This window comes from Caenibius sp. WL, from assembly GCF_019803445.1.
In the GTDB taxonomy this organism is placed as follows: domain Bacteria; phylum Pseudomonadota; class Alphaproteobacteria; order Sphingomonadales; family Sphingomonadaceae; genus Caenibius.
The window spans coordinates 2,959,639-2,982,004 of sequence record NZ_CP081844.1 but is presented as its reverse complement, the minus strand read 5'-3'; the positions used below and the strand labels follow the sequence as shown (position 1 = coordinate 2,982,004).

Annotated in this window: 33 protein-coding genes and 1 tRNA gene; 17 read left to right on the top strand and 17 right to left on the bottom strand. The window is 59.5% G+C overall.

Translation table 11 applies throughout. The annotated features are described in order from the left end of the window. Positions 1 to 140: 140 nt before the first annotated feature. On the top strand, positions 141 to 581 hold the full coding sequence (locus K5X80_RS14360) for a DUF805 domain-containing protein (RefSeq protein WP_222558393.1): 441 nt from the start codon (positions 141 to 143) through the stop codon (positions 579 to 581). 22 nt (positions 582 to 603) lie between these two features. On the opposite strand, the gene recF is transcribed toward K5X80_RS14360, so the two are convergent. Both recF and K5X80_RS14350 read right to left on the bottom strand, forming a co-directional pair. Further along, complete coding sequence (gene recF / locus K5X80_RS14355; protein ID WP_222558392.1) at positions 604 to 1,704, bottom strand: DNA replication/repair protein RecF; 1,101 nt, start codon at positions 1,702 to 1,704, stop codon at positions 604 to 606. 12 nt (positions 1,705 to 1,716) lie between these two features. Beyond that, positions 1,717 to 2,454: a queuosine precursor transporter gene (locus K5X80_RS14350; RefSeq protein WP_222558391.1), complete on the bottom strand. Its 738-nt coding sequence runs from the start codon at positions 2,452 to 2,454 to the stop codon at positions 1,717 to 1,719. 70 nt (positions 2,455 to 2,524) lie between these two features. Here K5X80_RS14350 and K5X80_RS14345 point away from each other — a divergent pair. Beyond that, a tRNA-Arg gene (locus tag K5X80_RS14345) sits at positions 2,525 to 2,601 on the top strand. Between the two features lie 19 nt (positions 2,602 to 2,620). On the opposite strand, the gene K5X80_RS14340 is transcribed toward K5X80_RS14345, so the two are convergent. From K5X80_RS14340 to K5X80_RS14285, 13 genes are all read right to left on the bottom strand, one after another. Then, positions 2,621 to 3,676, bottom strand: a complete 1,056-nt coding sequence (locus tag K5X80_RS14340) for a tyrosine-type recombinase/integrase (RefSeq protein WP_222558390.1) — start codon at positions 3,674 to 3,676, stop codon at positions 2,621 to 2,623. Continuing rightward, the gene (locus tag K5X80_RS14335; RefSeq protein WP_222558389.1) at positions 3,673 to 3,846 is read right to left on the bottom strand and encodes a hypothetical protein; all 174 of its coding nucleotides are present in this window, start codon (positions 3,844 to 3,846) and stop codon (positions 3,673 to 3,675) included. The genes K5X80_RS14340 and K5X80_RS14335 overlap by 4 nt, the downstream gene beginning before the upstream one ends. Beyond that, positions 3,843 to 4,115, bottom strand: a complete 273-nt coding sequence (locus K5X80_RS14330) for a hypothetical protein (RefSeq protein ID WP_222558388.1) — start codon at positions 4,113 to 4,115, stop codon at positions 3,843 to 3,845. The genes K5X80_RS14335 and K5X80_RS14330 overlap by 4 nt, the downstream gene beginning before the upstream one ends. Continuing rightward, positions 4,112 to 4,582, bottom strand: a complete 471-nt coding sequence (locus K5X80_RS14325) for a hypothetical protein (RefSeq protein WP_222557403.1) — start codon at positions 4,580 to 4,582, stop codon at positions 4,112 to 4,114. Before K5X80_RS14325 ends, K5X80_RS14330 begins: the two co-directional genes overlap by 4 nt. Next, a complete protein-coding gene (locus tag K5X80_RS14320) occupies positions 4,579 to 4,983 on the bottom strand; it encodes a DUF4326 domain-containing protein (protein ID WP_222558387.1) in 405 nt (134 codons plus the stop codon). The genes K5X80_RS14325 and K5X80_RS14320 overlap by 4 nt, the downstream gene beginning before the upstream one ends. Then, complete coding sequence (locus K5X80_RS14315; RefSeq protein ID WP_222558386.1) at positions 4,976 to 5,392, bottom strand: helix-turn-helix domain-containing protein; 417 nt, start codon at positions 5,390 to 5,392, stop codon at positions 4,976 to 4,978. The genes K5X80_RS14320 and K5X80_RS14315 overlap by 8 nt, the downstream gene beginning before the upstream one ends. A 174-nt stretch (positions 5,393 to 5,566) precedes the next feature. Next, positions 5,567 to 6,760, bottom strand: a complete 1,194-nt coding sequence (locus K5X80_RS14310; RefSeq protein WP_222558385.1) for a hypothetical protein — start codon at positions 6,758 to 6,760, stop codon at positions 5,567 to 5,569. Beyond that, the gene (locus K5X80_RS14305; RefSeq protein WP_222558384.1) at positions 6,753 to 7,058 is read right to left on the bottom strand and encodes a hypothetical protein; all 306 of its coding nucleotides are present in this window, start codon (positions 7,056 to 7,058) and stop codon (positions 6,753 to 6,755) included. The genes K5X80_RS14310 and K5X80_RS14305 overlap by 8 nt, the downstream gene beginning before the upstream one ends. 200 nt (positions 7,059 to 7,258) lie before the next feature. Then, positions 7,259 to 7,576 carry a hypothetical protein gene (locus K5X80_RS14300; protein ID WP_222558383.1) on the bottom strand — a complete coding sequence of 106 codons (318 nt, stop codon included), beginning with the start codon at positions 7,574 to 7,576 and terminating at the stop codon, positions 7,259 to 7,261. A gap of 151 nt (positions 7,577 to 7,727) precedes the next feature. Beyond that, entirely contained in the window at positions 7,728 to 7,853 is a 126-nt protein-coding gene (locus K5X80_RS17125; RefSeq protein ID WP_261390551.1) for a hypothetical protein, read from the bottom strand. Further along, positions 7,850 to 8,080 carry a hypothetical protein gene (locus K5X80_RS14295; RefSeq protein ID WP_222558382.1) on the bottom strand — a complete coding sequence of 77 codons (231 nt, stop codon included), beginning with the start codon at positions 8,078 to 8,080 and terminating at the stop codon, positions 7,850 to 7,852. Before K5X80_RS14295 ends, K5X80_RS17125 begins: the two co-directional genes overlap by 4 nt. Further along, on the bottom strand, positions 8,077 to 8,343 hold the full coding sequence (locus K5X80_RS14290; protein ID WP_222558381.1) for a hypothetical protein: 267 nt from the start codon (positions 8,341 to 8,343) through the stop codon (positions 8,077 to 8,079). The genes K5X80_RS14295 and K5X80_RS14290 overlap by 4 nt, the downstream gene beginning before the upstream one ends. Continuing rightward, entirely contained in the window at positions 8,340 to 8,582 is a 243-nt protein-coding gene (locus K5X80_RS14285) for a hypothetical protein (protein ID WP_222558380.1), read from the bottom strand. The genes K5X80_RS14290 and K5X80_RS14285 overlap by 4 nt, the downstream gene beginning before the upstream one ends. Before the next feature lie 668 nt (positions 8,583 to 9,250). On the opposite strand from K5X80_RS14285, the gene K5X80_RS14280 reads away from it, so the two are divergent. Continuing rightward, positions 9,251 to 9,979, top strand: a complete 729-nt coding sequence (locus K5X80_RS14280; protein ID WP_222558379.1) for a hypothetical protein — start codon at positions 9,251 to 9,253, stop codon at positions 9,977 to 9,979. A 28-nt stretch (positions 9,980 to 10,007) separates the two neighbouring features. Here the strand turns inward: K5X80_RS14280 and K5X80_RS14275 are convergent, their stop codons facing one another. Both K5X80_RS14275 and K5X80_RS14270 read right to left on the bottom strand, forming a co-directional pair. After that, positions 10,008 to 10,439 (bottom strand): thermonuclease family protein, encoded by a 432-nt coding sequence (locus tag K5X80_RS14275; protein ID WP_222558378.1) that lies wholly within the window; start codon positions 10,437 to 10,439, stop codon positions 10,008 to 10,010. Positions 10,440 to 10,661: 222 nt separating this feature from the next. Continuing rightward, positions 10,662 to 11,126, bottom strand: coding sequence for a helix-turn-helix domain-containing protein (locus K5X80_RS14270; RefSeq protein WP_222558377.1), 465 nt, complete (start codon positions 11,124 to 11,126; stop codon positions 10,662 to 10,664). 47 nt (positions 11,127 to 11,173) lie between these two features. On the opposite strand from K5X80_RS14270, the gene K5X80_RS14265 reads away from it, so the two are divergent. From K5X80_RS14265 to K5X80_RS14200, 14 genes are all read left to right on the top strand, one after another. Beyond that, positions 11,174 to 11,410, top strand: coding sequence for a carph-isopro domain-containing protein (locus K5X80_RS14265; protein WP_222558376.1), 237 nt, complete (start codon positions 11,174 to 11,176; stop codon positions 11,408 to 11,410). Beyond that, positions 11,407 to 11,592 carry a hypothetical protein gene (locus tag K5X80_RS14260; RefSeq protein WP_222558375.1) on the top strand — a complete coding sequence of 62 codons (186 nt, stop codon included), beginning with the start codon at positions 11,407 to 11,409 and terminating at the stop codon, positions 11,590 to 11,592. Before K5X80_RS14265 ends, K5X80_RS14260 begins: the two co-directional genes overlap by 4 nt. Positions 11,593 to 11,731: 139 nt before the next feature. Further along, a complete protein-coding gene (locus K5X80_RS14255) occupies positions 11,732 to 12,193 on the top strand; it encodes a hypothetical protein (protein ID WP_222558374.1) in 462 nt (153 codons plus the stop codon). Next, the gene (locus K5X80_RS14250) at positions 12,190 to 12,513 is read left to right on the top strand and encodes a hypothetical protein (protein WP_222558373.1); all 324 of its coding nucleotides are present in this window, start codon (positions 12,190 to 12,192) and stop codon (positions 12,511 to 12,513) included. The genes K5X80_RS14255 and K5X80_RS14250 overlap by 4 nt, the downstream gene beginning before the upstream one ends. Further along, on the top strand, positions 12,510 to 12,656 hold the full coding sequence (locus K5X80_RS14245) for a hypothetical protein (protein WP_222558372.1): 147 nt from the start codon (positions 12,510 to 12,512) through the stop codon (positions 12,654 to 12,656). Before K5X80_RS14250 ends, K5X80_RS14245 begins: the two co-directional genes overlap by 4 nt. Next, positions 12,653 to 13,012, top strand: coding sequence for a DUF1064 domain-containing protein (locus K5X80_RS14240; RefSeq protein WP_222558371.1), 360 nt, complete (start codon positions 12,653 to 12,655; stop codon positions 13,010 to 13,012). Before K5X80_RS14245 ends, K5X80_RS14240 begins: the two co-directional genes overlap by 4 nt. Then, positions 13,009 to 13,779, top strand: a complete 771-nt coding sequence (locus K5X80_RS14235) for a hypothetical protein (RefSeq protein WP_222558370.1) — start codon at positions 13,009 to 13,011, stop codon at positions 13,777 to 13,779. Before K5X80_RS14240 ends, K5X80_RS14235 begins: the two co-directional genes overlap by 4 nt. A gap of 172 nt (positions 13,780 to 13,951) precedes the next feature. Next, positions 13,952 to 14,569 (top strand): hypothetical protein, encoded by a 618-nt coding sequence (locus K5X80_RS14230; RefSeq protein WP_222558369.1) that lies wholly within the window; start codon positions 13,952 to 13,954, stop codon positions 14,567 to 14,569. Between the two features lie 61 nt (positions 14,570 to 14,630). Further along, positions 14,631 to 16,673 (top strand): AAA family ATPase, encoded by a 2,043-nt coding sequence (locus tag K5X80_RS14225; RefSeq protein WP_222558368.1) that lies wholly within the window; start codon positions 14,631 to 14,633, stop codon positions 16,671 to 16,673. Between the two features lie 252 nt (positions 16,674 to 16,925). Further along, positions 16,926 to 17,510, top strand: a complete 585-nt coding sequence (locus K5X80_RS14220; protein WP_222558367.1) for a hypothetical protein — start codon at positions 16,926 to 16,928, stop codon at positions 17,508 to 17,510. A gap of 67 nt (positions 17,511 to 17,577) precedes the next feature. Continuing rightward, a complete protein-coding gene (locus tag K5X80_RS14215) occupies positions 17,578 to 18,114 on the top strand; it encodes a hypothetical protein (protein WP_222558366.1) in 537 nt (178 codons plus the stop codon). 480 nt (positions 18,115 to 18,594) lie between these two features. Further along, the gene (locus tag K5X80_RS14210) at positions 18,595 to 19,077 is read left to right on the top strand and encodes a terminase small subunit-like protein (RefSeq protein ID WP_222558365.1); all 483 of its coding nucleotides are present in this window, start codon (positions 18,595 to 18,597) and stop codon (positions 19,075 to 19,077) included. A gap of 55 nt (positions 19,078 to 19,132) precedes the next feature. Beyond that, positions 19,133 to 20,422 (top strand): terminase large subunit domain-containing protein, encoded by a 1,290-nt coding sequence (locus K5X80_RS14205; RefSeq protein ID WP_222558364.1) that lies wholly within the window; start codon positions 19,133 to 19,135, stop codon positions 20,420 to 20,422. Positions 20,423 to 20,430: 8 nt separating this feature from the next. Further along, positions 20,431 to 22,251 carry a portal protein gene (locus tag K5X80_RS14200; protein WP_222558363.1) on the top strand — a complete coding sequence of 607 codons (1,821 nt, stop codon included), beginning with the start codon at positions 20,431 to 20,433 and terminating at the stop codon, positions 22,249 to 22,251. The last annotated feature ends 115 nt before the right edge of the window (positions 22,252 to 22,366 follow it).

The window sequence follows — 22,366 nt, the reverse complement described above, 5'->3', positions numbered from 1 at the left end:
GAAAGGGAGGCTGGGGCAGCCTCCCTTTTTTGTTTACCGGGAAGCGTTTACGCGGCATGAAATCAACATTCGCCGAGCGTTTTTCGCTTAGACGTTTGTTCGGCCACGACCCGTTCGTGCCGTATCCGAGGGGACTTTACATGGAATGGATGCTTCTGCCGCTGAAGCGGTATGCGGACTTTTCCGGCCGTTCGCGGCGCATGGAATATTGGATGTTCACGCTGTTCAACGTGCTGGTGGTGGCCGGCCTTGCGATTGTGCTGGGTGCCATCGGCTATGCCACGGGCAGCTTTCAGGGTTCCACCCCGCCGGTTTTCTTCATGATCGTCCTGGGGATCGTGGCGCTCGGTTATATGGCGGTGTTCCTCGTCCCGTCGATCGCGGTGGTCGTCCGCCGCCTGCATGATCGCGATATGTCCGGCTGGTGGTATCTCGGGATTATCGTGGCCAGCATGATTCCGATTGTCGGCACGCTTGCCTCCATCGCGCTGCTGGTGCTGATGGTTCTGCCCGGTACGCCGGGCCCCAACCGTTTCGGCCCGGACCCGAAGGACCCGGCCAACGCGGCGGTCTTCGCCTGAATGATCGAGAGCGGGCGGGCGTTCAGCCCGTCCGTTCCACTTTTCCGCCGCTGACGCGCCAGACGGCGAGATCGGTGGCAATGGTTGCGAACGGGGCCCGCTCCGTCCCCGTCATCCACACTTGCGCCGCGCCCAGCCGCAACCGCTCGAACAGGGCCTCGCGCCGCACCGGGTCGAGATGGGCGGCGACTTCATCCAGCAGCAGCACCCCGGGCCGCCCGCGCGCCGCCAGCCCGGCATGGGCCAGTGTGATCGCGATCAGCATCGCTTTCTGTTCCCCGGTGGAGCAATACGCGGCCGGGATATCCTTGCCCGCCATCATGACGGTGAGATCATCGCGATGCGGCCCGTTCAGCGTGCGCCGCGCGGCGCGGTCGCGGGGGCGCTGGCTGCGCAGTTCCATGGCCAGCGCCTGTTCGCTGTCAGGGGCGTTCGCCGCATAGTCCAGGGCGGGGCGGGCGAAAGGCTGATCGGGCAAGGCTGCCAGTTCCCCCATCAGGCGTTCCACCAGCCGCGCCCGGCCAGCCGCCAGCGCGGCCCCATGCTGGGCAAGACCGGCCTCGACCGCGTCGAGCCATTGCGGATCGGGTTCGCTGTCGCTGTCGAGCAGCCGGTTGCGTTCGCGCAGCGCCGCTTCGTAGCGTGAGGCATGGCGGGCATGCGCGGGATCGAGCGCGAGGGCGAGCCGGTCCATATACCGCCGCCGCGCGCCCGCGCTGTCGGTGAACAGCCCGTCCATCGCCGGGGTCAGCCAACTGACCGCCAGCCATTCGCCCAGCGCCATGGCGCTGCTGTCGGCGCCGTTGATCTGGACGAGGCGGCGCGTCAGGCGATCTTCGCGCGTCCCGGTGCCGATCAGTACGGGCTCGCCGCCATCTCCGCTATCCAGCCGGGCGCTGATGGCAAAGCCGCTTGCCGGGCCGCCACCGGCCTGCTTCTGAGGGATATCGGTCAGCGCCGCGCGGCGCAGCCCCCGGCCGGGGGCGAGCAGCGAGAGAGCTTCCAGCACGTTCGTCTTGCCGGCGCCGTTTTCACCGATCAGCAGATTGAAATGGGCTGTCCCGTCCAGTCTGCTTTCGCCATGATTGCGGAATCGCGACAGAGTGATGCGGTCGAGCGCCATGGCCAAACGCGATCAACGCGTGGAGGCGAAAGGTGAAAAATCGGTGTCGCTGTCGAACACGTCGACCCCTTCGCGGTCTTTCAGCCAGCCGACGACGACGTAGGTCAGCGGGGTCAGCAGCACTTCCCATCCGGTCTTGATCAGCCACTGCGAAATGACGACCTGCATGAGTTGTTCCGGGGGCCATCCGGCCAGCCCGTAGAAAGCGAGCGGATAGAAGATCAGACTGTCGAACCCTTGCCCGATCACGGTGGAACCGATGGTGCGGGTCCACAGGTATTTGCCGCCCGTCCACACTTTCATCCGGGCAAGGACATAGGAATTAGCGAATTCCCCCACCCAGAAGGCGAAAATCGACGCCACGACGATGCGCCAACTGTTGCCGAAGACGAATTCGTACGCTTCCTGTCCCGGCCAATCCTTCGCGGGCGGCAGGGACACCACCACCCAGGCCATGAAAGCCATGAAAGTCAGCGCGGCGAAACCGGTCCAGATCACCCGGCGGGCGTGGGCATAGCCATAGACTTCGGTCAGCACGTCCCCGATGATGTAGCTGATCGGAAAGAACAACACCCCGGCACCGAACGACCATTCCATGCCGTTGGGCAGCGTGATGAAGCTGGGCTTGGACGCGCCGATGATATTGGACAGCAGCAGAATGGCCACGAACGCCGCCATGACGAGATCGTAATAGCGAAATTGCCGTCGCGCGCCTTCCCGGCCTTCGATCCGTTTCGGTTCATGCTCCATGGCGCAACTGCCTATAGTGATTTGCCACGCAGGAAAAGCACGCTATGGCACCCCCGGCCATTCGGCCAGCGCGCCCTTAGCTCAGCTGGATAGAGCACGGGACTTCTAATCCTGAGGTCACAGGTTCGACTCCTGTAGGGCGCGCCACCTTAAAAATTATTGTTTTCTAATCAACATCTTCTTGGCGGTTAGCCAAATCGGTTTTGTATTGGGTAGCCAAACCCATGGCTGTATCGGCCAGTCGCACCTGTTCCGCATCGCGCGTATATCGCGCCACTTCGGCGTCACTGGAATGCCCGGTAATCGATTTGATCAACTGATTTGATAGACCCAATTCAGCCAAGCGTCGGGCGCAAGCCTTCCGCAGCCCGTGCATTGAATAGCCCTGCAAGCCCGACGCTCGGCACGCATCGCCAAACCAATTGCCGAAGCCATTGCGGGTCCGAGGCACGCCCAGTCTGGTGACGATGTAGGCGAGGTGCCCACTTGGAGTGGCTGCGATGCTTTTTGCCAAATCAGGATGGATCGGAATGCGAAGCTCCTTGCTGGTTTTCACCTGCGTGATTCGGATGCGTCCCTTCTCGACATGCTGCGGGCCCATGCGACAGACATCGCTTTTGCGCTGGCCGGTATAAAGCGCCAGATCGAAAGCAAGCCGCTCCTGTGTGCCGATAGGCCAACGCGCCTGGAACGCCGCAATATGCTCCTCTTGCCATGTCTGATAACCACCAGTGCGCGACTTCACCCCGCGCACCACACGGGCAGGATTATCGTTGCGCATTCCCATGAGGATGGCGAAATCGAACAGTTGGCCGAGGCGCTTTTTCAGGTTGTTGGCCGCTGAGGGCGTCGCCTGCATCTTCGTCATCAGATTGGCGACGTGCTTCGCATTCATGCCTGCAACCGTACGGTTCCCATATGTCGCTCGAAACCGCTCCAATTCGCCCCTGTAGATCCGTTGCGTCTGTGGCTTGGTGTCTTTGAAGTATGCGCTCTGATAGAAGCGGGAGATCAGATCGTCGAAAGTGCCGGGCACGGTCTTTGCCTCAGCGGCCTCTATCCTGCCGTTTTCCAGCCACTCCTTATAGATCTGCGTAAATTCAGCAGTCCCGGGCACCTCTGAAACGTAGGCCGTTTGCCATCCTGTACGACGCAGACGCACGCGTTCTCGGCCATGGCGGTCTTTGAACGCGCTGGCGAATTTGGGCAGAACATTATTCATTCGAGGTCGGCCCATTCATTCACTTCCGATGCTGATTTGGGCGATCCGGTAATAATGACGATTTTCCCGTTGGGGTCTATCTCGATTTTGGCGATGGGGAGACCTGCAGCGATAGTGCCTGCCGCCGCGCGCTTCACATCGGCCTGTTTGAAGCGAACGTGCGCCGTCATCCGTCCATCTCCTCTGCGATAGCCCTGAGAGAGGCGGATGTCTTCTGACGGGCTGCGTTGCTGATCGTGTGATCTGGCGCCCAATAGGTTTGATCATGTCCAGATGCCGTGGTGTAAACCACCTTGGTTCCTGCATGGTTGGCGCGGACACTGACGTAATCATCATCGGGCTTGAACAGCGCTAGTTCAGCCAGCACATCAATTTCGTTGCTGTAACCGCGCAGGGCTTCGCACCGTTCTGCGAGCGCAATGAGGTCTGCTTTGGTCATGTGGAATCCCCCGAATAATCAGGTAGCAGCGCGGGCATTTCCCTAGTCTTGTATGCATGCGCGATGCGCGGCTTAGCTTCTTCGCTGACTGTGCGACCGTTCGGCAGGACGATGTGCGCCATGAATTCGTCGTCAAACTCGCTGATCCCGCTTTCGATGGCTTCCATCTTGGCTTTGATCACCAGCGCCAGCGCCCGCCACCGTTGGCGGCAGGCCTGCTCCCATTCCTTTAGCGCCGCGTCCGCTGTGCGCATGCCTCGGCTATGGTGCGTGAACCGCTTTTCATCGCGCGCTGGCATCGGCAGCACAAACTTGACCTGCCGCTCGTTCATCGCGAACGCGATCACGGCGCGGGTAGCATCCCAGCCCGACATGAAGCCGGATGCGCCATAGCGCTCGATCAGTCGTTCAATTTCGGCCTTGCTGTTGGAGACCGATACGGACGTGTTTTCGGCGTACCTGCTCACGCGTCACCGCCTTTCTGCCGCTCGGCTAGGAGGGCGTCGGCGTTAGACAGTTCGAGCAGGACATCGGCGTGACAATGCTTGTCCAGCGGGCACCAGCACGCGAGGTTCTTTCCGCGCAGTTCGGGCAACTCGTCCAGCATCTTGGCGCGGGCAGCGGCAGATTCTTCGCCATCCCAATTGTTACGCCAGTAGGGCGTGGCGAGCCATACGCGAAACGCGCCAGCACACCGCTCGCGAAGCTCGTCTGCCGTGCCAATATAGCCTGCTTCAGCGCAGCCGAATGGCGTAAACGGATTGCCCCATTTTGTGGGCCTCGCCACGCTCACTGTATTGGGCGGCATCTTCCAGCCCTTCTTACGGGAAAGCTGCACGCGCATGGGAGCGCTCGTGTTCTCAACCATGATCGGCTCCTGTTCCTTTGAGGGCTTGGCGGATAGGTTCGACATCACTTTGGTCAGCGCGAGGGAACGACCGGATTTTCAGGTCAGCCCAGACCAGCGCCTCTCTCAGCCGTTCAATTTCGGCTCCTCGGATGCGGCGATCTATCAGAACAGCGATTTCGAGCGCGAGTGGATCGATTGCCGATTCCTGTGGATCAAGACCAAGCAGATAAGCGGGGGAGACGCCTAATGCGCGAGACAAGCCCCACACAGCCTTTACGGTTGGGTTCCGGCTGCGGCCTTGCTCAAGTTCCCACACGTGGCTCTTGGTGAAGCCCGATGCACTAGCCACATCATCCAGTGACATTTTGCGGGCGCTCCGCGTAGAACGAATGCGCTCTTGCATGCCGGAGAAGTCGAAATCGCTCATGACGCGCCTCCCGAACGGATGGCTGACGCCTCCATCATCTTGCGGCAGAACTTGCATGTCACTTCAGCATCGCTGTCAGCGATATTCATCCCATCGACGCTATTCCGGTTCATACGGCCGCAGAGGGTTGTGTTCCTCACTGCGCCAATGCTGCGCATTTGAACCTGCTTGCCCTTATGAAGAACCATGCGCGCCTCCCGACCGGCTGGCGGCGGCAATGTCTTCGGCGGCGACCATTCGGCCATACGAGTGATCGCCAGGGATATGGCGAACGGCAAACCTATCCGCGATCTTCGCGCACCGTTCCCGCTCCACCGTCACGGCATCTGCTGTCGGGTGGGAGAGGCGTTGGAGCATGGCAATGGCATCGCTGTTTGACCAGTCGTGGTCCTCTTCGAGATAGGAACCATCGATACGGCCGCGCTGGTGGCCTTCGCGATACGCCGCCTCCACCAACTCCCGAACCTCATCCGCTGCGGGAGCCTCCACCTTCGCCACCGGAATAGGCAGTGCGCTGCCAGTGGGCTTGCTGGCCTGCTTGGCACGAATTTTCTCAATGACCACCGGTTGAAGGATGCGGGCCAGTTCGGTTTCCGCTGCCTGCTCCATGTCCAGACCGTGCGGATTGCAGAGCGCGGCCAGCGTAACCATGACGCCGCCAACTTCCTGCGATGGTTCGCCTACCGGCCTGCTGAAAACGTAATCGACAAGCGCATGGGCGCGGGCTGCGTCGTACCCACAAGCCTGTACCAGTTCCAAGGCTTCTTCGATGAACCGGTCAGAACGCTCCAACTTGCCAGCTACGATTTCAGGCGTGAAGCACTGCTTCATCCAGTCGCCAACGCGATGCTGAAACGGCACCTTCGGCGGCATCGCTGCGAGGGCGGCGCGGGCAATATCGCGGCACTTTTCAGCAAAATCCCACGTGTAAGAGATCGACCCGTCGCGACCGGATAGTGTATCCATCCCGTGTTTCGGCATCCGGAGAATCTCACCCGACTGAGGGGGAGTAAGTTTTTGCGCGATGATGAACGCCGCCCGCTCCACCGCATCTTGCTCGGGCGCGGGAGGGGATTGGAGGGCGGTGAGCGCCTTATCGTGGTAAGCCTTCGCCCCAGCATCCAGGCGCAGGTGAAAGAGGCTCTCATGCACGAGTGCCTGCAATCCCACCACATCACCACCCACAGGGGCAGGCGCTGGGGTGCGGAGGGCGGCTAACTCTCCCCGGAGGCGTTCGACTTCGCGTAGGGCCGCCTGTGTCCGTTCTCGACCATGGAATGTGGATGACAGTCTGGATGCGCGGGCGTCAAACAATTCGCGTTCAGCCCGTTCAAGCTCCCGCACGAGCACGTTGTTGTCGTCAGCCACGGCGGGCCTCCTTTGTGATGAGAATTTCGCGGATCGCATCCAGCTTCCGGCGCAAACGATTGACTTCCGGCAAGTTGGCGGCCGGTTGATATGGTTCGATGCCGAACTGTCTGGCCTGTTGGATCGCGCAGGGGCCACACCGGACAAGTACGCCATATTCGAAACAGCTATCGGGCGTTGGGCAGATGCCTTCAACGTCATCGCGCCAAAGCATCCGCTGGTGATCTGTCATTGTGCGGCGTTCGCGCTCGCTCAGCCCCTCAGCGATCTGCTCAGGCGTCTGCATGATGTCAGGCATGGCCTTTGTCTCCCCGAGCGTAGTCGCCGCACCAATCGTGGAGCCGGACCCAAGGCCAAACGGTCATCGTCGGAGCGTGGAGCCCACCAGTGATAAGCGGTGCATGACGGCGGCACTTGAAGGTCAAACCCTCGACGCCTGCTATGCCATGGTCGGCAGGCTTATAGACACCACCGCGAAAGCGGCAGGTTTCGCATGTGTCAGCCGTCATGGGCTTCGCCTTTCAGGTGGGCGTTGGAGCGAAGGGCTTCGGCAATCTGGCCACAGGCAAACCGTTCCTGAAACGATGACAGCGGCTGCCCAGTCGCATACTCCGGCGAGAGGAAATCCTGCTGCTGTTGCTCGGCAAGCTTGATTACCTTCACGGTCGTTTCGCGGATGGCGGATAGGGCTGCTTGGACCTCCGGAAGTTCATTCCACCAAGTGATGTCCTCGGGTTCCATGCGGAGTTGGCGACCTACGATCTTCCTCGCCAGCGCCAGTTCTTCGGCGGTCGGGGTCGTGACGGGGGGAGTCATCACTTTTCCCCGGCCGGGGTTATTAGCCCCGGCCGGTCCCTGGTGATCTTGCGCTCGTAGAATGGCCGTCCATCGGCTCCGCGAAGGGGCCAAGATGTGTCTGCCGAACGGCGCTGGGTTGCGTGGCGGTTGATCGGGGCTTGCTGGGGGATCATGAGAACACCGCTTCCAGCAGCACGACCGCGAACGGGATGAGGCTGACGCCTGCGATCATCAGCAAAAATCCGAGCAGATTTTCGCCGGTGAAAGCATCGCGAAGGGTGGGGCGCTCGTTCACAGCACATGCCTCCGCAGATCGGCGGCAGTCAGACCGTGTTCGAACAGCAGGTGATCGATGAGAGCCTGTCGGGCTTCGTCCGCTGCAACCTCAAGCGACCATTCGCCATTGGCTTTGGTCAGCGCCTCAGATGCTTCCGCTGCCGCCAACCATAGATCGCGAAGAGTCGGCGCGGGTGGCGGGAGCAGATGAGCATACGCCGGGCGGATTTGGGCGAGGGCGCTCATTCTCCTTCTCCCTCAATGCGGGAGAGAAGGGCGCGCACTTCCCGCTGGGCCTCTGAGATGGCGTTGCAGCCCTGCGTCATGCTGTTCCATTTGCGGCCAGCGATTTTGCGCAGCAGTGTCGCCATTTCAGGAGCGGCGGCTATCAGGCGGCCTTTGCGGGCGCGATCTGCACCCTTCGGCTGCGCGACTATCGACCCATTCGCATCCACAACGTATTCGAATGCGAATTCAGCCGGATCGGTGACGTAAGTCCAAGGTGTCATGCCGCCACCTGTGCAGGCACGTAGCTTTCAGAAGCGCGGGCGATGAAATCATCACGCCATGCCTGATAGCTGTTGTGGAAAGCGATATCCGCGTGGAAGTGAAGACGGGCACGGGTCAGGCCCAGCTTCTCATTGTAGAAGCGCGGATAGACAACGGTATCGAGATAAAGCTGCCGGTCGGTCGGCTTCATGTCCGCCATGGCTGCGTAGTCAGCAGCGGTAAGCTTGAACTTTGCCATCGAATGTCTCCCATCGGGAGCCGGGGTCTGCGCTTTCGGCTCGTCCGGCTGATGGGATTAAGCTACGTTTATCGTAGCGATATGTCAATACGGAAATCGTAGCATTATTTCAGCACATCAAAATCTCATTGCAAACACGCGCCTGTCTGGCTTGATGGGGGCAGGGGAATCGGAGGGGCCGACTGCAACTAATGTGTTCTCATGAACGTCGCAGAGATTGACGCGCTTCTCCTGAGCGAGCGGAAGCGCTTGCCCGCTGCGCCTCAATGGCTCCCGCACAAGTCTCGTGTAGGAGAAATGAAAACCCGCATCCCGATTGAGGTCGATGGAGTGTCCAGCGGTGCCGAGATCGAGGTGACCATCCGCACTGCCATTCCCGAATACATCGTTATAGTACTGCTCGCACCCGAGTGTGTTGCGCGGCTCTGCATTGGGTCTGGACATCGGAATCGTATCACTGGCGAAACGATCAGTACTGCCCACTTCCACCGATGGGCGGACAACCGACATTTGACGGCTAGAAATCGCGCAATCCTGCCGTACGCTGAGATTCTGCCTACAGAAATTGACACACGCGAAGCAGCGTTCGTTTGGTTTTTACGCCAAACCGGCATAGAATCGCCAGCATGGCTCCCCATCGTGTGGCCGGGCCAAGGAGGACTATTCTAATGGATTGGCAGGAGATCAAGGAGGCCCTTTGCGCATCCCGCGATTTTACGCCTGTCCACGATGGCGTGCGCGTTTTGGCCGACACGATGATGCCCTCCGGATTGTTGATCCATATCCATATTCAGATGCGTGACGGATTGCTGTTCATGCATGATAACGGCGCCGCATTTGACGAACTATCACAGCATGGGAAGTCATTCCCTGCAGTCGGACATGTACGCAGATTGTTGACGGAGACTGGCTTTCGGCTGACGCCGGAAGGAGAAATTTTCCGGGACAGAATTAAGCTGAATGATGTCGGTATTGGCGTTGCTTTGGTTGCCGATGCGAGTTTGCGAGCAGCGCAATACATGTTGGCGCACAGCAAAGTTCGGGTCGGCCAGCCACTGGATGTGCGCGTTCGCGATGCTTTGCGGCAGCGTTTTCCTGAAGGCACCCCAAACTTCAAGTTTACCGGCCATGCTAAACAGCAGACTTTTGACTTTGGCATTGAGCAAGACGGTGAAGTGATTTTGGTCGATGCTGTGAGCCCCGACTCCTCGTCCGTCAATGCGGCCATTGTTAAAAGCCTTGATGTAGTTCGGGCACAAGAGCTTCGTGCACGGCCTATCCTCGTTTACGATGAGCGAGATGGATGGACCTCTGATGCAATGAACTTGCTGGGTATGGCGGCCGGTGAGCGGATGTCGTTTGCGCGCGTATCCGAAGGCCGTTTGTTGGCTGCCTAACCCAGTTCAGATTTGAATTTTCACGCCCTCAGCAATTCAACCGCCCATACCTCTCCACCGCCATCCCCGCTTTCACCATGGCGCAGGATAGGTCCCGGCCGCCTGCCCAGCAGCGCATGACGGGCCGCCCGTAGTGATCCGTTTCGAAATGATCGCATTCCAGCGTCCTGTTGCCGATCAGGCGTTCCAGGTATGCCTTGCTGGCGTAGGGATCGCCCGGGGTGCAGACACGGCCTTGCCGACACGCTCCGGGCATCTCAGGTGCGTCCACACCGAATAGCCTGGTGCTCTTGGCGTATCCGTCGCAGCGGAAGGTGTCGCCGTCATGGACCCACTTCACCCGGCACATGACCGTCTGTGGCTCCTGACCGAACGCCATGGAGTAAGCGCCAAGGAACATGGTCGCAAAGGCGAGGACGCAGAAGGAAAGGACGATGGCGAAGCTGATACGGGAGGGCATAAATCCTCGATTCATCGTAGGAAAAATCCTACATATGGGAAAGAAATCCTACGCGTGCATCGGTAGTTTCCTACAGGTTTCCATTATGGCATATTGAGAACGAATCGGGAACATTGATTCGCGCGAATAAGGAGAAACACATGCGCCGCATCAAGCTTGCGTCACCAGAGTGTGCGGGCGGGTGTGAGCCGTGCTATCTGGACTGCGCGATCACGCGGCAGACTATTGCGGCTTTGAATCGCGAAATCGAAGAGCTGCTGCGCGAGCGGCCACCTTTATCGCATCCTCGGTGGCGTGACTGGAAACGGAGTTATCAAGCAACTCAAGAGCATATGACAGCGCTTGGGCTAAGGCTTTCCGAGATTGATCCGTCAGGCGGCCGGGCGGCACCAATGGTAGCAAAAGTTCCCCTAAAATCGGCTCAAGCGTTTCTGCATTAGGGGTCACCAGCGAGGTAGCCTCAAGGCCGAAATGTTCGACGAGAACCTTCATTTCGTCGATTGTGATCCGACGCTTGCCGGAAAAGCACTCTGCTACCCGAGAGGTCGGCAGATTGAGCAGGCGCGCAATGTCCGCATTCGTGGTCTTTTTTGCCGCTTTGAGGCTCTCGAGCGCGGTGATCAGACCTTTAGAATCTAGCATTCCTGCATAATGGCAGGGCACGCGTAGCGCGTCCGCAACGAACATCGTATTACATGCTTGCCAATATGCTACGGTTATCGTAGCATTGGGTTATGTTCACGGCATCCGACATAATCAACGCACTTGGCGGTTCGGCCGAACTGGCGCGCGGGACCGGCTTTCCGCTCACTACAATCGAAAGCTGGAAGACTGTCAATTTCATTCCCGAGTGGCGCCGCCCCCCGATCCTTGAGCTAGCGCGAAAGAAGAAGCAGCGGATCACCGCAGACGATTTTCCGCCGAAAAGTGCGCGTGTCTCATCCCCCCAACCCAAGGGGAGGGCTGCATGATCTGGGTGTTGATCGCCGTTGGCCTGACGGTACTCGCATGCACAAGCGTAGCGGGTGCAATTGTCGCCGGACTTTGGATCGGCACGGGCATCTATCTCACGGTCAAAACGCAAAGCCGTGGTTGGTACGCCGATCTCGTGTTCGTGTTCGTCTGGCCGATCCACTGGATCATGGAGCGGTAGATGCAGGACGGCATCACCACCCCCATGGCCGGGGTACTGCAATCCACCCCGGCCACCCAGCTTTTCGATGACCGCCTTGGCCAACGTGCCGAAGGCTTCCGGTCTGTTTGTCCTTCCTTCCATTGCGATGGGAATACCCATGGATAGCAACACTGTAGTTCCGAATGGCAAGCTTCCGAGCGAAGCGCAGTACCGGGACAATCTCATTCTCGGGCTGTCGCGCGTCAGCGCCAGGCATGGGCGGGGGCAGGTGGCCGACAAGTCGGGCCGGACCACGCGCGCGCTCGACAAGCTTTTCTCGGGCGGCTCGCACGATACCACCGGCAAGGGCCTGCTCGACTTTCTCGCTGCCGATCTGACGGCGCTGGACGAAGTTCTTGCGCTTTATGGCGTCGGTATTCGTCCGCTGCGCAACGAAGCGGCGAACGATCTTCACACGATTTCCAGCCTGTCGAACCTCGCGGGCCAGTTCGCTGCGGCGCTGGAGGACGGCCATCGCTGCCATGTCGAAACGCTTCAATTGGCCGATGCCGCGCGTCCCCTGATGAAAGCGCTCGGGGCCATTTGCTCCGAGGCCGACCAGATCAAGGGGGCGGCATGAGCAGCCACTGCATCGAAAAGCCGCACGAACACGAGCGCATAATGACGGAGGCCAGTGAAGCTTTCGCCACCCGCATTGCTCTGGCGCGCAGCGGTGTCGCGCTGAAACCGAAGAATGACCTAATCTGGCGCATTCCGTTTCAGGGCAGGCCGTGGCCGGTCGGGTCCGACAAGTGGCGGCGCGGCGAAGCCGTGCGCAAGGCGTTCGAGCAGCGCGAAGCCCTTGTCGAAACACTTCGCGTCAGCCGCGATCCGTGCCCGCGTTGCAACACCCGCAAAGACATCGGCTGCAAGCATTTCCCGCTGGAGGTGCAGGTATGATCGCGCGCGCTCTTCGAAAGATTGAGGCGGACCTCGCCAAGCTGCTCGCTGAGCCGGACCTCATCACTGAGGAAACGCTCGCGCAAATCAGGCGTCAGGTCGCGGCCCAGGCTGAAATGCTGGAATTGGGATTGGAAGAATGACGAAGTATTCCGCCAAACGCACTGCGTGCGCGCATGGTCATGTCCATGACAGCAAAATCGAAGCGGCGCGCTGCGACACGCTTCATACGCTGCAACAGACCGGGAATATCTCCCGTCTGGAAATGCAGCCGGAATTTCCCATCGTTATCGATGGTCGGCACATCTGCACATACCGTGCTGACTTCGCGTATTTCAGTTCGACGTGCCGCATCGTCGAAGATGTGAAAGGCGTGCTGACGCCGGTCTACCGCCTGAAGAAGAAGCTCGTCGAAGCCCTTCATGGTGTTGTCATTGCCGAGTTTCCTCCGCGCAAACGAAAGGCACGGAAGGCGAAGAAGGCGAGGGCGGCCGCATGAACGCCTTTGCGAAACACGGGATCGATCACCTGTCAGCATCGTCGGTGAACCTTTTCATCGCACAGCCGGCACTCTGGTGCGCATCATACCTGATGAAGAAGCGGACTCCGGTAGGCCCGGCCGCGCATCGGGGAACGGCAATCGAATGCGGCGTTGAGGCTGGCCTGTTTGCGCCGGATATGCCGATTGAGGAATGCCAGACACTTGCGCTTGAGAAGTTCCATTCTCTCACGCGGCTGTCTTCTGACCCCCGTATTGAAAAGGAGCGCGGATCTATCGCGCCGTCCGTGGCGGTCGCTCTTGCGGAACTGCGCCAATACGGCGTCCCCGCTGCCCCGGAAGGCGGCGAACGCCAGCACAAGATGGTGATCGATCTTGCCGGTCTTCCCGTCCCGGTTTGGGGATATCTCGACTTCTACTGGGAACAGCACGGCATCATCGGTGACCTCAAGACGGTCGGCCGTATTCCCTCGCAGATCAGCGATGCGCACGCCCGTCAGGGTTCGCTCTACACCCGACACGGATCGAACCTTCAGGTTCGTATGGCCTATGTGTCGGCCAAGAGCATCGCTGTTTACGTCATTGAGGATTCCGCCGCTCACCTGGCGAGTTTCGTCCGTGCCGCGCAGGCTATCGAGCGCCTGCTCTCGCTGAGCGATGACCCGGAATATCTGACCCGCTGCTTCGCGCCGGACCTCTCCAGTTTTTACTGGGGCGATCAATCTGCGCGCCGCATCGCCGCTGAAATTTGGGGCGATTCGGCATGACGCGCTCTTCCGAGCATTCCCCTTCCTGCGACTGGCCAACGGATCAGTACGACTGGGAATGTTCCTGCGGTGCCGTGCGCACCCGCCACCAGTTCTCGCCCCAAGGGCGGAAGGCACCTGCCGGGCCACATCGGCAGACACAACGAGTGAAGAGGAATGAACAATGGGCTTTATGAGCAACCCCGCTTCGGGCGGTGATTTCAAGGTCTACGTGAAGTACAACGCCAAGGCCGGTCGGTTCTATACCAAGGAGGACAAGCCGGAGGCGGCGGAATTTGAAGTTACCAACTTCACCGCGATCTTCGACATGGACAATCTCAAGACGGGTTGGTTCCTGTTCGCGCCGGGCGTGGCCCCGGTGAAGAACATGGACCCCTCGCTCTCCGAAGCAGCGCCAAAGCCCGGCGAAGGGTTCAAGCGCGGGTTCGAACTGGACGTGTTCAGCGAAAAGAACCTCATGGGCGTGCGGGAGTTTTCTTCGACCGCAGGCGCCGTGATCGACGCGATGAACGATCTTTACGACCACTGGGCGGCCGACAAGGCTTCCAATCCGGGTAAGCTGCCCGTGGTGAAGTGCGTTGGCGTTACCCCGGTGACCAACAAGCACGGCACCAACTATCGCCCACAATTCGAAATCGTATCCTGGGCTGACCGGCCTTCGGAACTTGGCGGCGGTACGTCCCAGGCCGCTGCGCCTGCGGCTGCATCTGCACCGGCACAGAGCCAGCACACCCCTCCGCCTGCGGCACAACCCGTGCCCGCTGCTGCGGAAGATGACGTCGATTTCTGATGAAGCGGGGTCCGTTCGGTTCGAGCGAACGGACCCCTGACACGAAAGCCGAGTGAAGAGAATGGCAACCGTGGTGCAACCGATCATAGAGCCGGATACCAGTGCGATCAAAGAGCATCTGGACACGCTTTTTGCGCCTTGCGCAGAGGAGTATCCGCAAGGCTTGATCGAATTGCGCTACGGTGCCGCCTTCACCAGCGCCTATTTCAGCGCCCATCCCGAAGGGATCGCCGAGGCCGCCGCCTTCGCCGCGAACCGCAATCGGGAAGGGGCGAACGTCTATGTCGGCGTAAACCCGCGCAAGCCCGCAACCAAAGGCGCCGCAAACGATAGCGACGTCGCTATCGCGTTCTACCAATTCGCCGATCTTGACGATGCCGAAGCCGTCGAAATGGCGGGGCAGCGTCTCAAGGCCTTGCCGCCGACGATGACGGTCACAACAGGACTGGAACCACATCGTCGTCCGCACTTTTACTGGCAGCTTGAAGAGCCGGTCGGCAACATGGCTGCGTGGACCGAGCGGCAGCGCGGTATCGCCCAATCTCTGGGCGGGGATGCAGTCATCAATCCCTCGCGCATCATGCGCCTCGCAGGGACAGTGAACTATCCGCCCCAGCATAAGCTCGCCAAGGGTTACCGCATGGAGCTGACTTCGCTCCGCACGCGGTTCAGCGACGAACGCGAACCGGTTACGCCGGATCAAATCACGGCTGCATTTCCGGGGCGTTCCAGCGCAGGCGATCACGTCAGCCCTGGTGCCGGTCAATCGACGTTGTCGGCTATGAGGCGCACACAAGTCGGCGATCTGATCGACGCGTGCCGCCGAGGCGATCAATGGCACAACAACATGATCCGCCTTGTCGCTCATCTCGCGGGCAAGGATCGCACGAGTGCTGAAATCTTCGCGATAGCCGATCACATCACTTTGCCCGGCTACTCCGTTCAGCAAACTCTCCGGGAAATGCAAACCGCGCTTGAAGGCGCGCGCACCAAATACGGGTTCGCCGAACCGGTCGATGATGTCGAGACAGAGGAAGCGGGTAGGGAAGAAGCAGACAGCATCTTTCCCCTGCTTGATTTCGATGAGATCGATCGTCTCCCGCCTCCGACCTGGCTCGTCCACGAAATGATTGCCGAGCAAGGACTGAGTGTCATCTACGGCGACCCCGGCGCGGGCAAATCATTCATCGCTCTCGATATGGCGCTGCGCGTCGCTATCGGCATGGGCTGGCACGGCACGCAGTCCATGCAAACCGGCGTGCTCTACATTGCCGGTGAGGGCTCTGCGGGCCTTGCGAAGCGCATCAAGGGCTGGAAACGCGAACACGGGTTGGAAGGTGCGGATGCGCCGTTCCTCCTGCTTCCTATCGCCGTGCAGCTTTTGGACGAGAAGCATCGGGCCAAGCTGGTCCGTACTATCGACGCTGCAATAGCGCGCGCAGGCTTCAAGATCGGACTTATTGTCATCGACACTGTTTCTCGCGCGCTCGCTGGCGCCGACGAGAACGGGCAGGAGTCGATGAGCGCCTTCGTCGCGGCCTGTGACGAAATCAAACTCCATACTGGCGGCGCCGTCATCGGCGTGCACCACTCAGGCAAAGATAAGGAAAAAGGAATGAGAGGCAGCACAGTCCTTTTGGGCGGCTGCGACGCGTCAATCAGGATATCGAAATCAGACGAAATAGTGACCTTGAAAACGGAAAAGCAAAAAGACGCTGAGGAAGCAGAACCGATCTACATGCGCATGAAAAAGGTAACGTGGGCACAGGGACTGGAAGAAGAGCAAAGCACACTGGTGCCGTTCCGTTCGGAGGCACCGGCCATTGAACGTGAAGACCTGAGCAATGAGCAAATAGCGAAAGCCTTCGGGATCATCGCCGACAAGTGGATTGAGGCTAGCCCGCTCTCCACAGCGCCGAATACTCGCGCACAGGGAAGGTATGCGCCAAGCGTCCTGTCCAGTGCTCTCGGGTGCCCCGAACGGCTGATTTCGACCTACCTCACATCGTGGCTGGAGACCGGGTGTCTGGCCATCGAAATAGCCGACCAGCACACGAAGTCGAAGGGGCTGCGTGTGCTCAATCCCATCATCAGAGGAGCATGAAATGACGCTGCGGAAGCCTTGCGGAAGTCTTGCGGAAGCTGCGGAAGTCGACTTCCGCAATCCGCTGAAACCCGCAGAAATCCTTGCGGAAGCCCTTTGCGGAAGTCTGCGGAAGTCTGCGGAAGCTCCTTCGGAAACCCGCAGAAATCCTTGCGGAAGTCTGCGGAAGTGTTGCGGAAGTAGACCCTCCCCCTACGGGGGAGCTTTCTGGGGCGCTCCCCCTCGGGGAATTTTTGCGTCGGGAGCGACGGCATGACCGGCGCACCGCCACCGACCAGGTCGATGATCGCCCGTGCCATCGGCGAGATCATCAAGACCGTCGATGAACACGCTCGCCAGACCAATCGCCGGTGGGGCTTCAATCGATTGCCCCATCTCGTTCCGCCGACGTGGACTGAGAAATTCGTTTCGCAGAAACGCAAATGGGAACTGGCCTGCTTCGAATGCGCTGGCTCGCTCAAGCAGAGCGATCTTGATCGCGTTCGCAAACATGGCGATGCCATGCTGCGTGCGTACGAGGCGCTGGAGCGGATCGCCATCGAAAGTGGCTTCTCGCCAGCACCGCCATCGTGGTGGGAATTCGAACTGAAAGACGGCACGCCGGTAATTCTCGTGCGCGATCGGGCCGAACTGGCGCAGGTCCAACCCGATGGCCGGGCGGTTCAGATATGGTCGCTCGAGGAGATCGCCGAAATCGTTTCGAAGTTCCCGGAGATTTCCCGCGCCAAGGATTGTTTCCCCGGCGCTGAGGTTATCCAGATGGGAACCAGCTTCAAGGTCCATGACGAGCTGAACGACAGTTTGGATGGCTTGCCGTTCGCGATGGAGGGGAACTGATGAGCAGCTTCGCTGGACGGACACAGGGGATGACTGGGACGTGGTTGCAGTACGGAGGGCGTGAGTGATGAGCAGGGCAGGGCGGAAACGAAAGCAGGGCGCACGCACAAAGTCAGGGCGTCTCTCCCGAGCGGCAATCAACTTCGACAAGGGCACGGAACGAGCGCAGGCGATGCAATCATTGTACGGTACGGACGGCGCCGATCAGATTGGGCGCGCCTATCGCTGGGGGTTGCTGGGTGAGGGGAATGAGGCAAAGGCCTTGCTTGATCTATCCCGCAAGCTTGCGAACGCGTACTGGCGAGCTTTCACTACGGGCCCCATAGTCAGCGCGATCGCTGACAAGACAGGTGGCAGCATCGTCGATCTGGATCACGAGAAGATCAAGCGGCAAGAGCAATGGCTGACGGAATGCTTGCGGTTCGTGGATCGGATGGGCGTTCGCCGGTCGTTCGACCAACTTGTCATTGACGTGAATCCGGATCACGGGCCGCCTTGGCTTGATAATCTCATCTTCGCTCGCCGTACCCATAAGCACGCCGACCCGATGGATGAAAGACGCCTGCGCGAAGCTCTCGACGGATTATGCGCTTTGATCGCTTGACACGGAACAAAAGGTGATTCAAAAGGACGAAATAGTAATTGGGGTGTCTCACGCTGATTACAAAAAATCGAAAACTATGCCCGCCAGAGCATTTTCGATGAATGGGTCGCGCACGGAAAGCCGGGCGCGGCCCTTTCGCTTCTTCAAGCTAGACCACGCTGGTTCCATTCACTCGATAGAGGTTGGCCGAAAGCCAGCGTGGTCAACCATTCGGCAGTCAGATCACTCCCTCTCTGACTGCCTTGCCCATCCACCCGACACAGACACCAGAAGCGCGACTTATGCGGCGCGCACGTGATCGCGTGTGCGATGGGCAGAAATTCATAGGGGTGGTCCTTTCAAAGCCGACAATGGCGGCGGCTTCGAGGGTCAGGCTGCTTTCACGAGTTAACGCTGTCCACCCCGCCGATAGGTTGTACGACCATCGGATAGTATCGTGGCGAAGCTTGGCAACGTCAGACCTAATTCATGGAGGCGTAGATGGCTAACCGCACCTTCCAAGATGACCAGATCGAAGAGCTGTTGGACCGCCTCGCCTCTGGAATGGAAAGCCTTGCCGCCATTTGCCGTGATCCGCGCATGCCGGGATTGCGTACGGTGTATGACTGGATCGAATGCGATCCTGAATTTGCCGCACGTTTCCGCGCGCGAAAGGCGATCGGTGTGCGGGCGATGGTCGATGACTGCAAGGAAATCGCGGACGAGCCTGTTCGTGACGCGGTTGAAGTCGCCAACAAGCGGGTTCGGATAGACACGCGGCTGAGGCTGGCTGGCAAATGGCTTCGGGATGAATTTGGCGAGCAGGTGAATATCAACACCAAGTCTGAGGTAACATATCGTCATGACCTTAGCGGCTACAGCGCCGATGAACTCGACGCGCTTGAAAAACTTGTCGCAAAGGGTGCCAACGCTGACGGAGATCAGGGCGGAGAGGGCGCGCCGCAGTCTGGCCGCGTTCACTAGCTTTACCAACGCAGATTACATTCACGCGGAACACCAGCGGAAACTAGACACCTATTTGGAGGCCACTGAGCGCGGCGAGATCGACCGGCTGATGGTCTTTATGCCGCCGCGACATGGCAAGAGCGAGAAGACCACCAAGCGGTTTCCTGCATGGTATCTCGGGCGAAACCCTAAGCATCAGGTAATCTCAGCGAGCTACAACAGCGATCTGGCCACTGACTTTGGCCGAGAAGTTAAAGGGATCATTTCTTCGCCTGAATATGGCGATGTGTTTGGCAATGTCGGGCTTCGGCAGGACAGCCGGGCCGCTGACCGAATGAACACTAATCACGGCGGTGCTTATTTCGCTGTTGGTGTTGGCACAGCGACAACCGGACGCGGCGCTCATCTCGCTATCATCGATGACCCGTTTAAGGATCGCGAAGACGCTGACAGTGAAACCCAGCGCGAGAAGGTTTGGAACTGGTATCGATCAACGCTGTTCACGCGGCTTATGCCGGGCGGGGCAATCGTTTTGGTGCAGACGCGCTGGCATGAGGATGATCTTGCGGGCCGCCTGCTGGAACAGGATGGCAGAGTTGAGGACGGCGGTGAATGGACCGTCCTGGAGCTTCCTGCGCTCGATGAGAATGGCAAAGCGCTCTGGCCGGAATGGTACGATGAGGCAGCGCTCCTGCGCATCAAAAACACAGTCGGCCCGCGCGAGTGGTCGGCGCTTTATCAGCAGAAGCCACAGCCCGATGAAGGGACGTTCTTCAAGCGGGACTGGTTCAACACGTGGGATAAGCTTCCTGCGCTGCGGTATTACGGAACGAGTGATTACGCTGTCACAGACGGCGGCGGAGATTACACGGTCCATAGGGTTTGGGGCATTTCTCCCAGCGGAGACATTTTTCGCGTCGATGGGTGGCGCGGCCAGACAGCAAGCGACGAATGGATAGAGCGTAAACTGGATCTGATAGCGAAGTACAAGCCGCTGTGTTGGTTCGGTGAGGGCGGGGTTATTCAGAAGGCTGTCGAGCCGATGCTCAAGCGCCGGATGCGCGAGCGCAACGTTCATTGCCGATTGGAATGGCTTTCCAGCGTCGCGGATAAGCCGACGCGGGCCAGATCGTTCCAAGCCATGGCTGCGACGGGGCGCGTGCATTTCGAGCCTGGAGCGGACATCAGTGAGTTTCTGGTGTTCCCGGCAGGCAAGCATGACGACGATGTTGATACGGCGAGCTTGATCGGTCGGGCTATCGATCAGGCGCATCCTGCCATTGTGGCAGCGCAGAAGCACAAGCAACGCCGCGATGGGTACTGGCCGCAAGAGCAAGCCGATAACGATTGGATGACGGTCTAGGAGGAATGATGGCGCAAGATCACCATAATTCCCTTGTCCGCGCCTTTGAGGAAGCGGAGCAGGCATCGCAGGAGGCCCGTTCCGAAAGCGAGCGCGCCCGTGATTATTATGACGGACGGCAGCTTACGCCCGAGCAAATCAAGGAACTCAAGAAGCGCAAGCAACCGATTGTCATTGAAAACCTGATCCGTCCGAAAGTGGATTATCTCTGCGGCCTTGAGCGCCAGTCTCGTACCGATCCGCGCGCTTTGCCGCGTACGATCGTTCATGAGGATGATGCCAACGCCGCGACTGACGCCCTGCGTTACGCGACTGAGGATCAGGATTTCGCGATCAAGCGTTCCCACGTGTTCCAGAACATGTTGATCGAGGGTTTCGGCGGCGTGGAGGTTACCGCCGAGCAGGTGCGCGACGGTATCGATCCGGCAATCAAGGAACTGGATTGGGACCGGCTGTTTTTCGATCCGCATTCGCGCAAACCTGATTTCAGCGATGCCATGTATCTTGGCTACGTGACATGGATGGACTTTGACGAGGCAATCCGGCGCTGGCCCGATGCGCGTGCGGCAATCGAAGCCTCGTTCGCGCGCGGTTATTCGTCCGCCTTCGAAACCTATGACGATAAGCCGCGCTGGGCCAACTGGTCGGATGGCAAGCGCCGCCGTGTCCGTATCGTCACGATGTATGATCGCAGGCGGGGGCAATGGGAGCGGTGCGTGTTCACCCTCTCCGGCGAAGTGGAGCCCACGGCCCCATCGCCGTTCCTGGACGAGAACGGACATCCTGATTGCGGCTTGATCCTGCAATCCGCTTATGTGGACCGCGATAACGACCGTTATGGGCCTGTGCGCGACTTCATGACGCTGCAAGACGAAGTGAACAAGCGGCGGTCCAAGTTTCTGCATTTGTCGAACAGCCGCCCGGTTCGGGTATCGCCTGCATCTGGCCTTGATCCGGAAGCGGCGCGGCAGGAGTTCAACCGCCCCGATGGCATTTTGATGGCCGAACAGGGCGAGGTGGAGGACCTGACGAGCGGCGCGATGGCTGCGGGCCACTTCAACCTGCTGGCTGAGGCAAAGGACGCCATCAAAGCTGTCGGCCCGAATGCGACGATGCAGGGCAAGTCCGAGGTCGGCCAGTCAGGACGGGCTATTCTCGCCTTGCAGCAGGGCGGAATGACCGAAGTCGCGCCACTGCTGGACGCGCTGCGGCACTTCAATATTCGGGTCTATCGGGCCGTTTGGAACCGCATTCGCCAGTTCTGGACGGCAGAACGTTGGGTGCGTGTAACCGATGACGAAAAGAACGTCCGCTTTGTGGGTTTCAACGTCTCGCGCGCCGATGACGCGATGATGAAAATCCGCGAAGCGCTGCGGACTGGTCAGATCGACCAGCAGCAGGCGGCGCAGTTCAGTCAGCAGGTGCAGCTTGATCCGGTGATGATGCAGCCCATGAACGTGGTTGCCGAACTGGACGTTGATATCGAAATAGATGAAGTGGTCGATACGCCGACTTTGCAGATCGAGCAGTTCGACCAGTTGACCAAGCTGGCCCCGATGGCCCCGCCGCAATTCCTGCCGACAATGTTCGAGATGATGATCGAAGCGTCGTCGCTGCGGAACAAGGACAAGCTGCGCGAAATCATGGAGCAGGCGAAGAACCAGAAGCCTGACCCGATGCAGCAAGCAGCGCAGCAGTTGCAGTTCGAAGGCGCTGTTGCCGAGGTTGAGAAAACCAAGAGCGAAACCAAGCGCAACAACGCTGACGCTCAAGCCAAACTGGTTGGCGCTGCCAAGGATGCAGCCGCAGCCAGCATGGGCATGATCTAACCAACGAGATTACGCGCGTTCCATGTCCCTTTCGAGGGATGGCGCGTCGTGCCTGTCGCCGGGGCAATCGGGCGTGAACGGTGGTGCCGACCATAACGGGCGTGAACGAGGACGA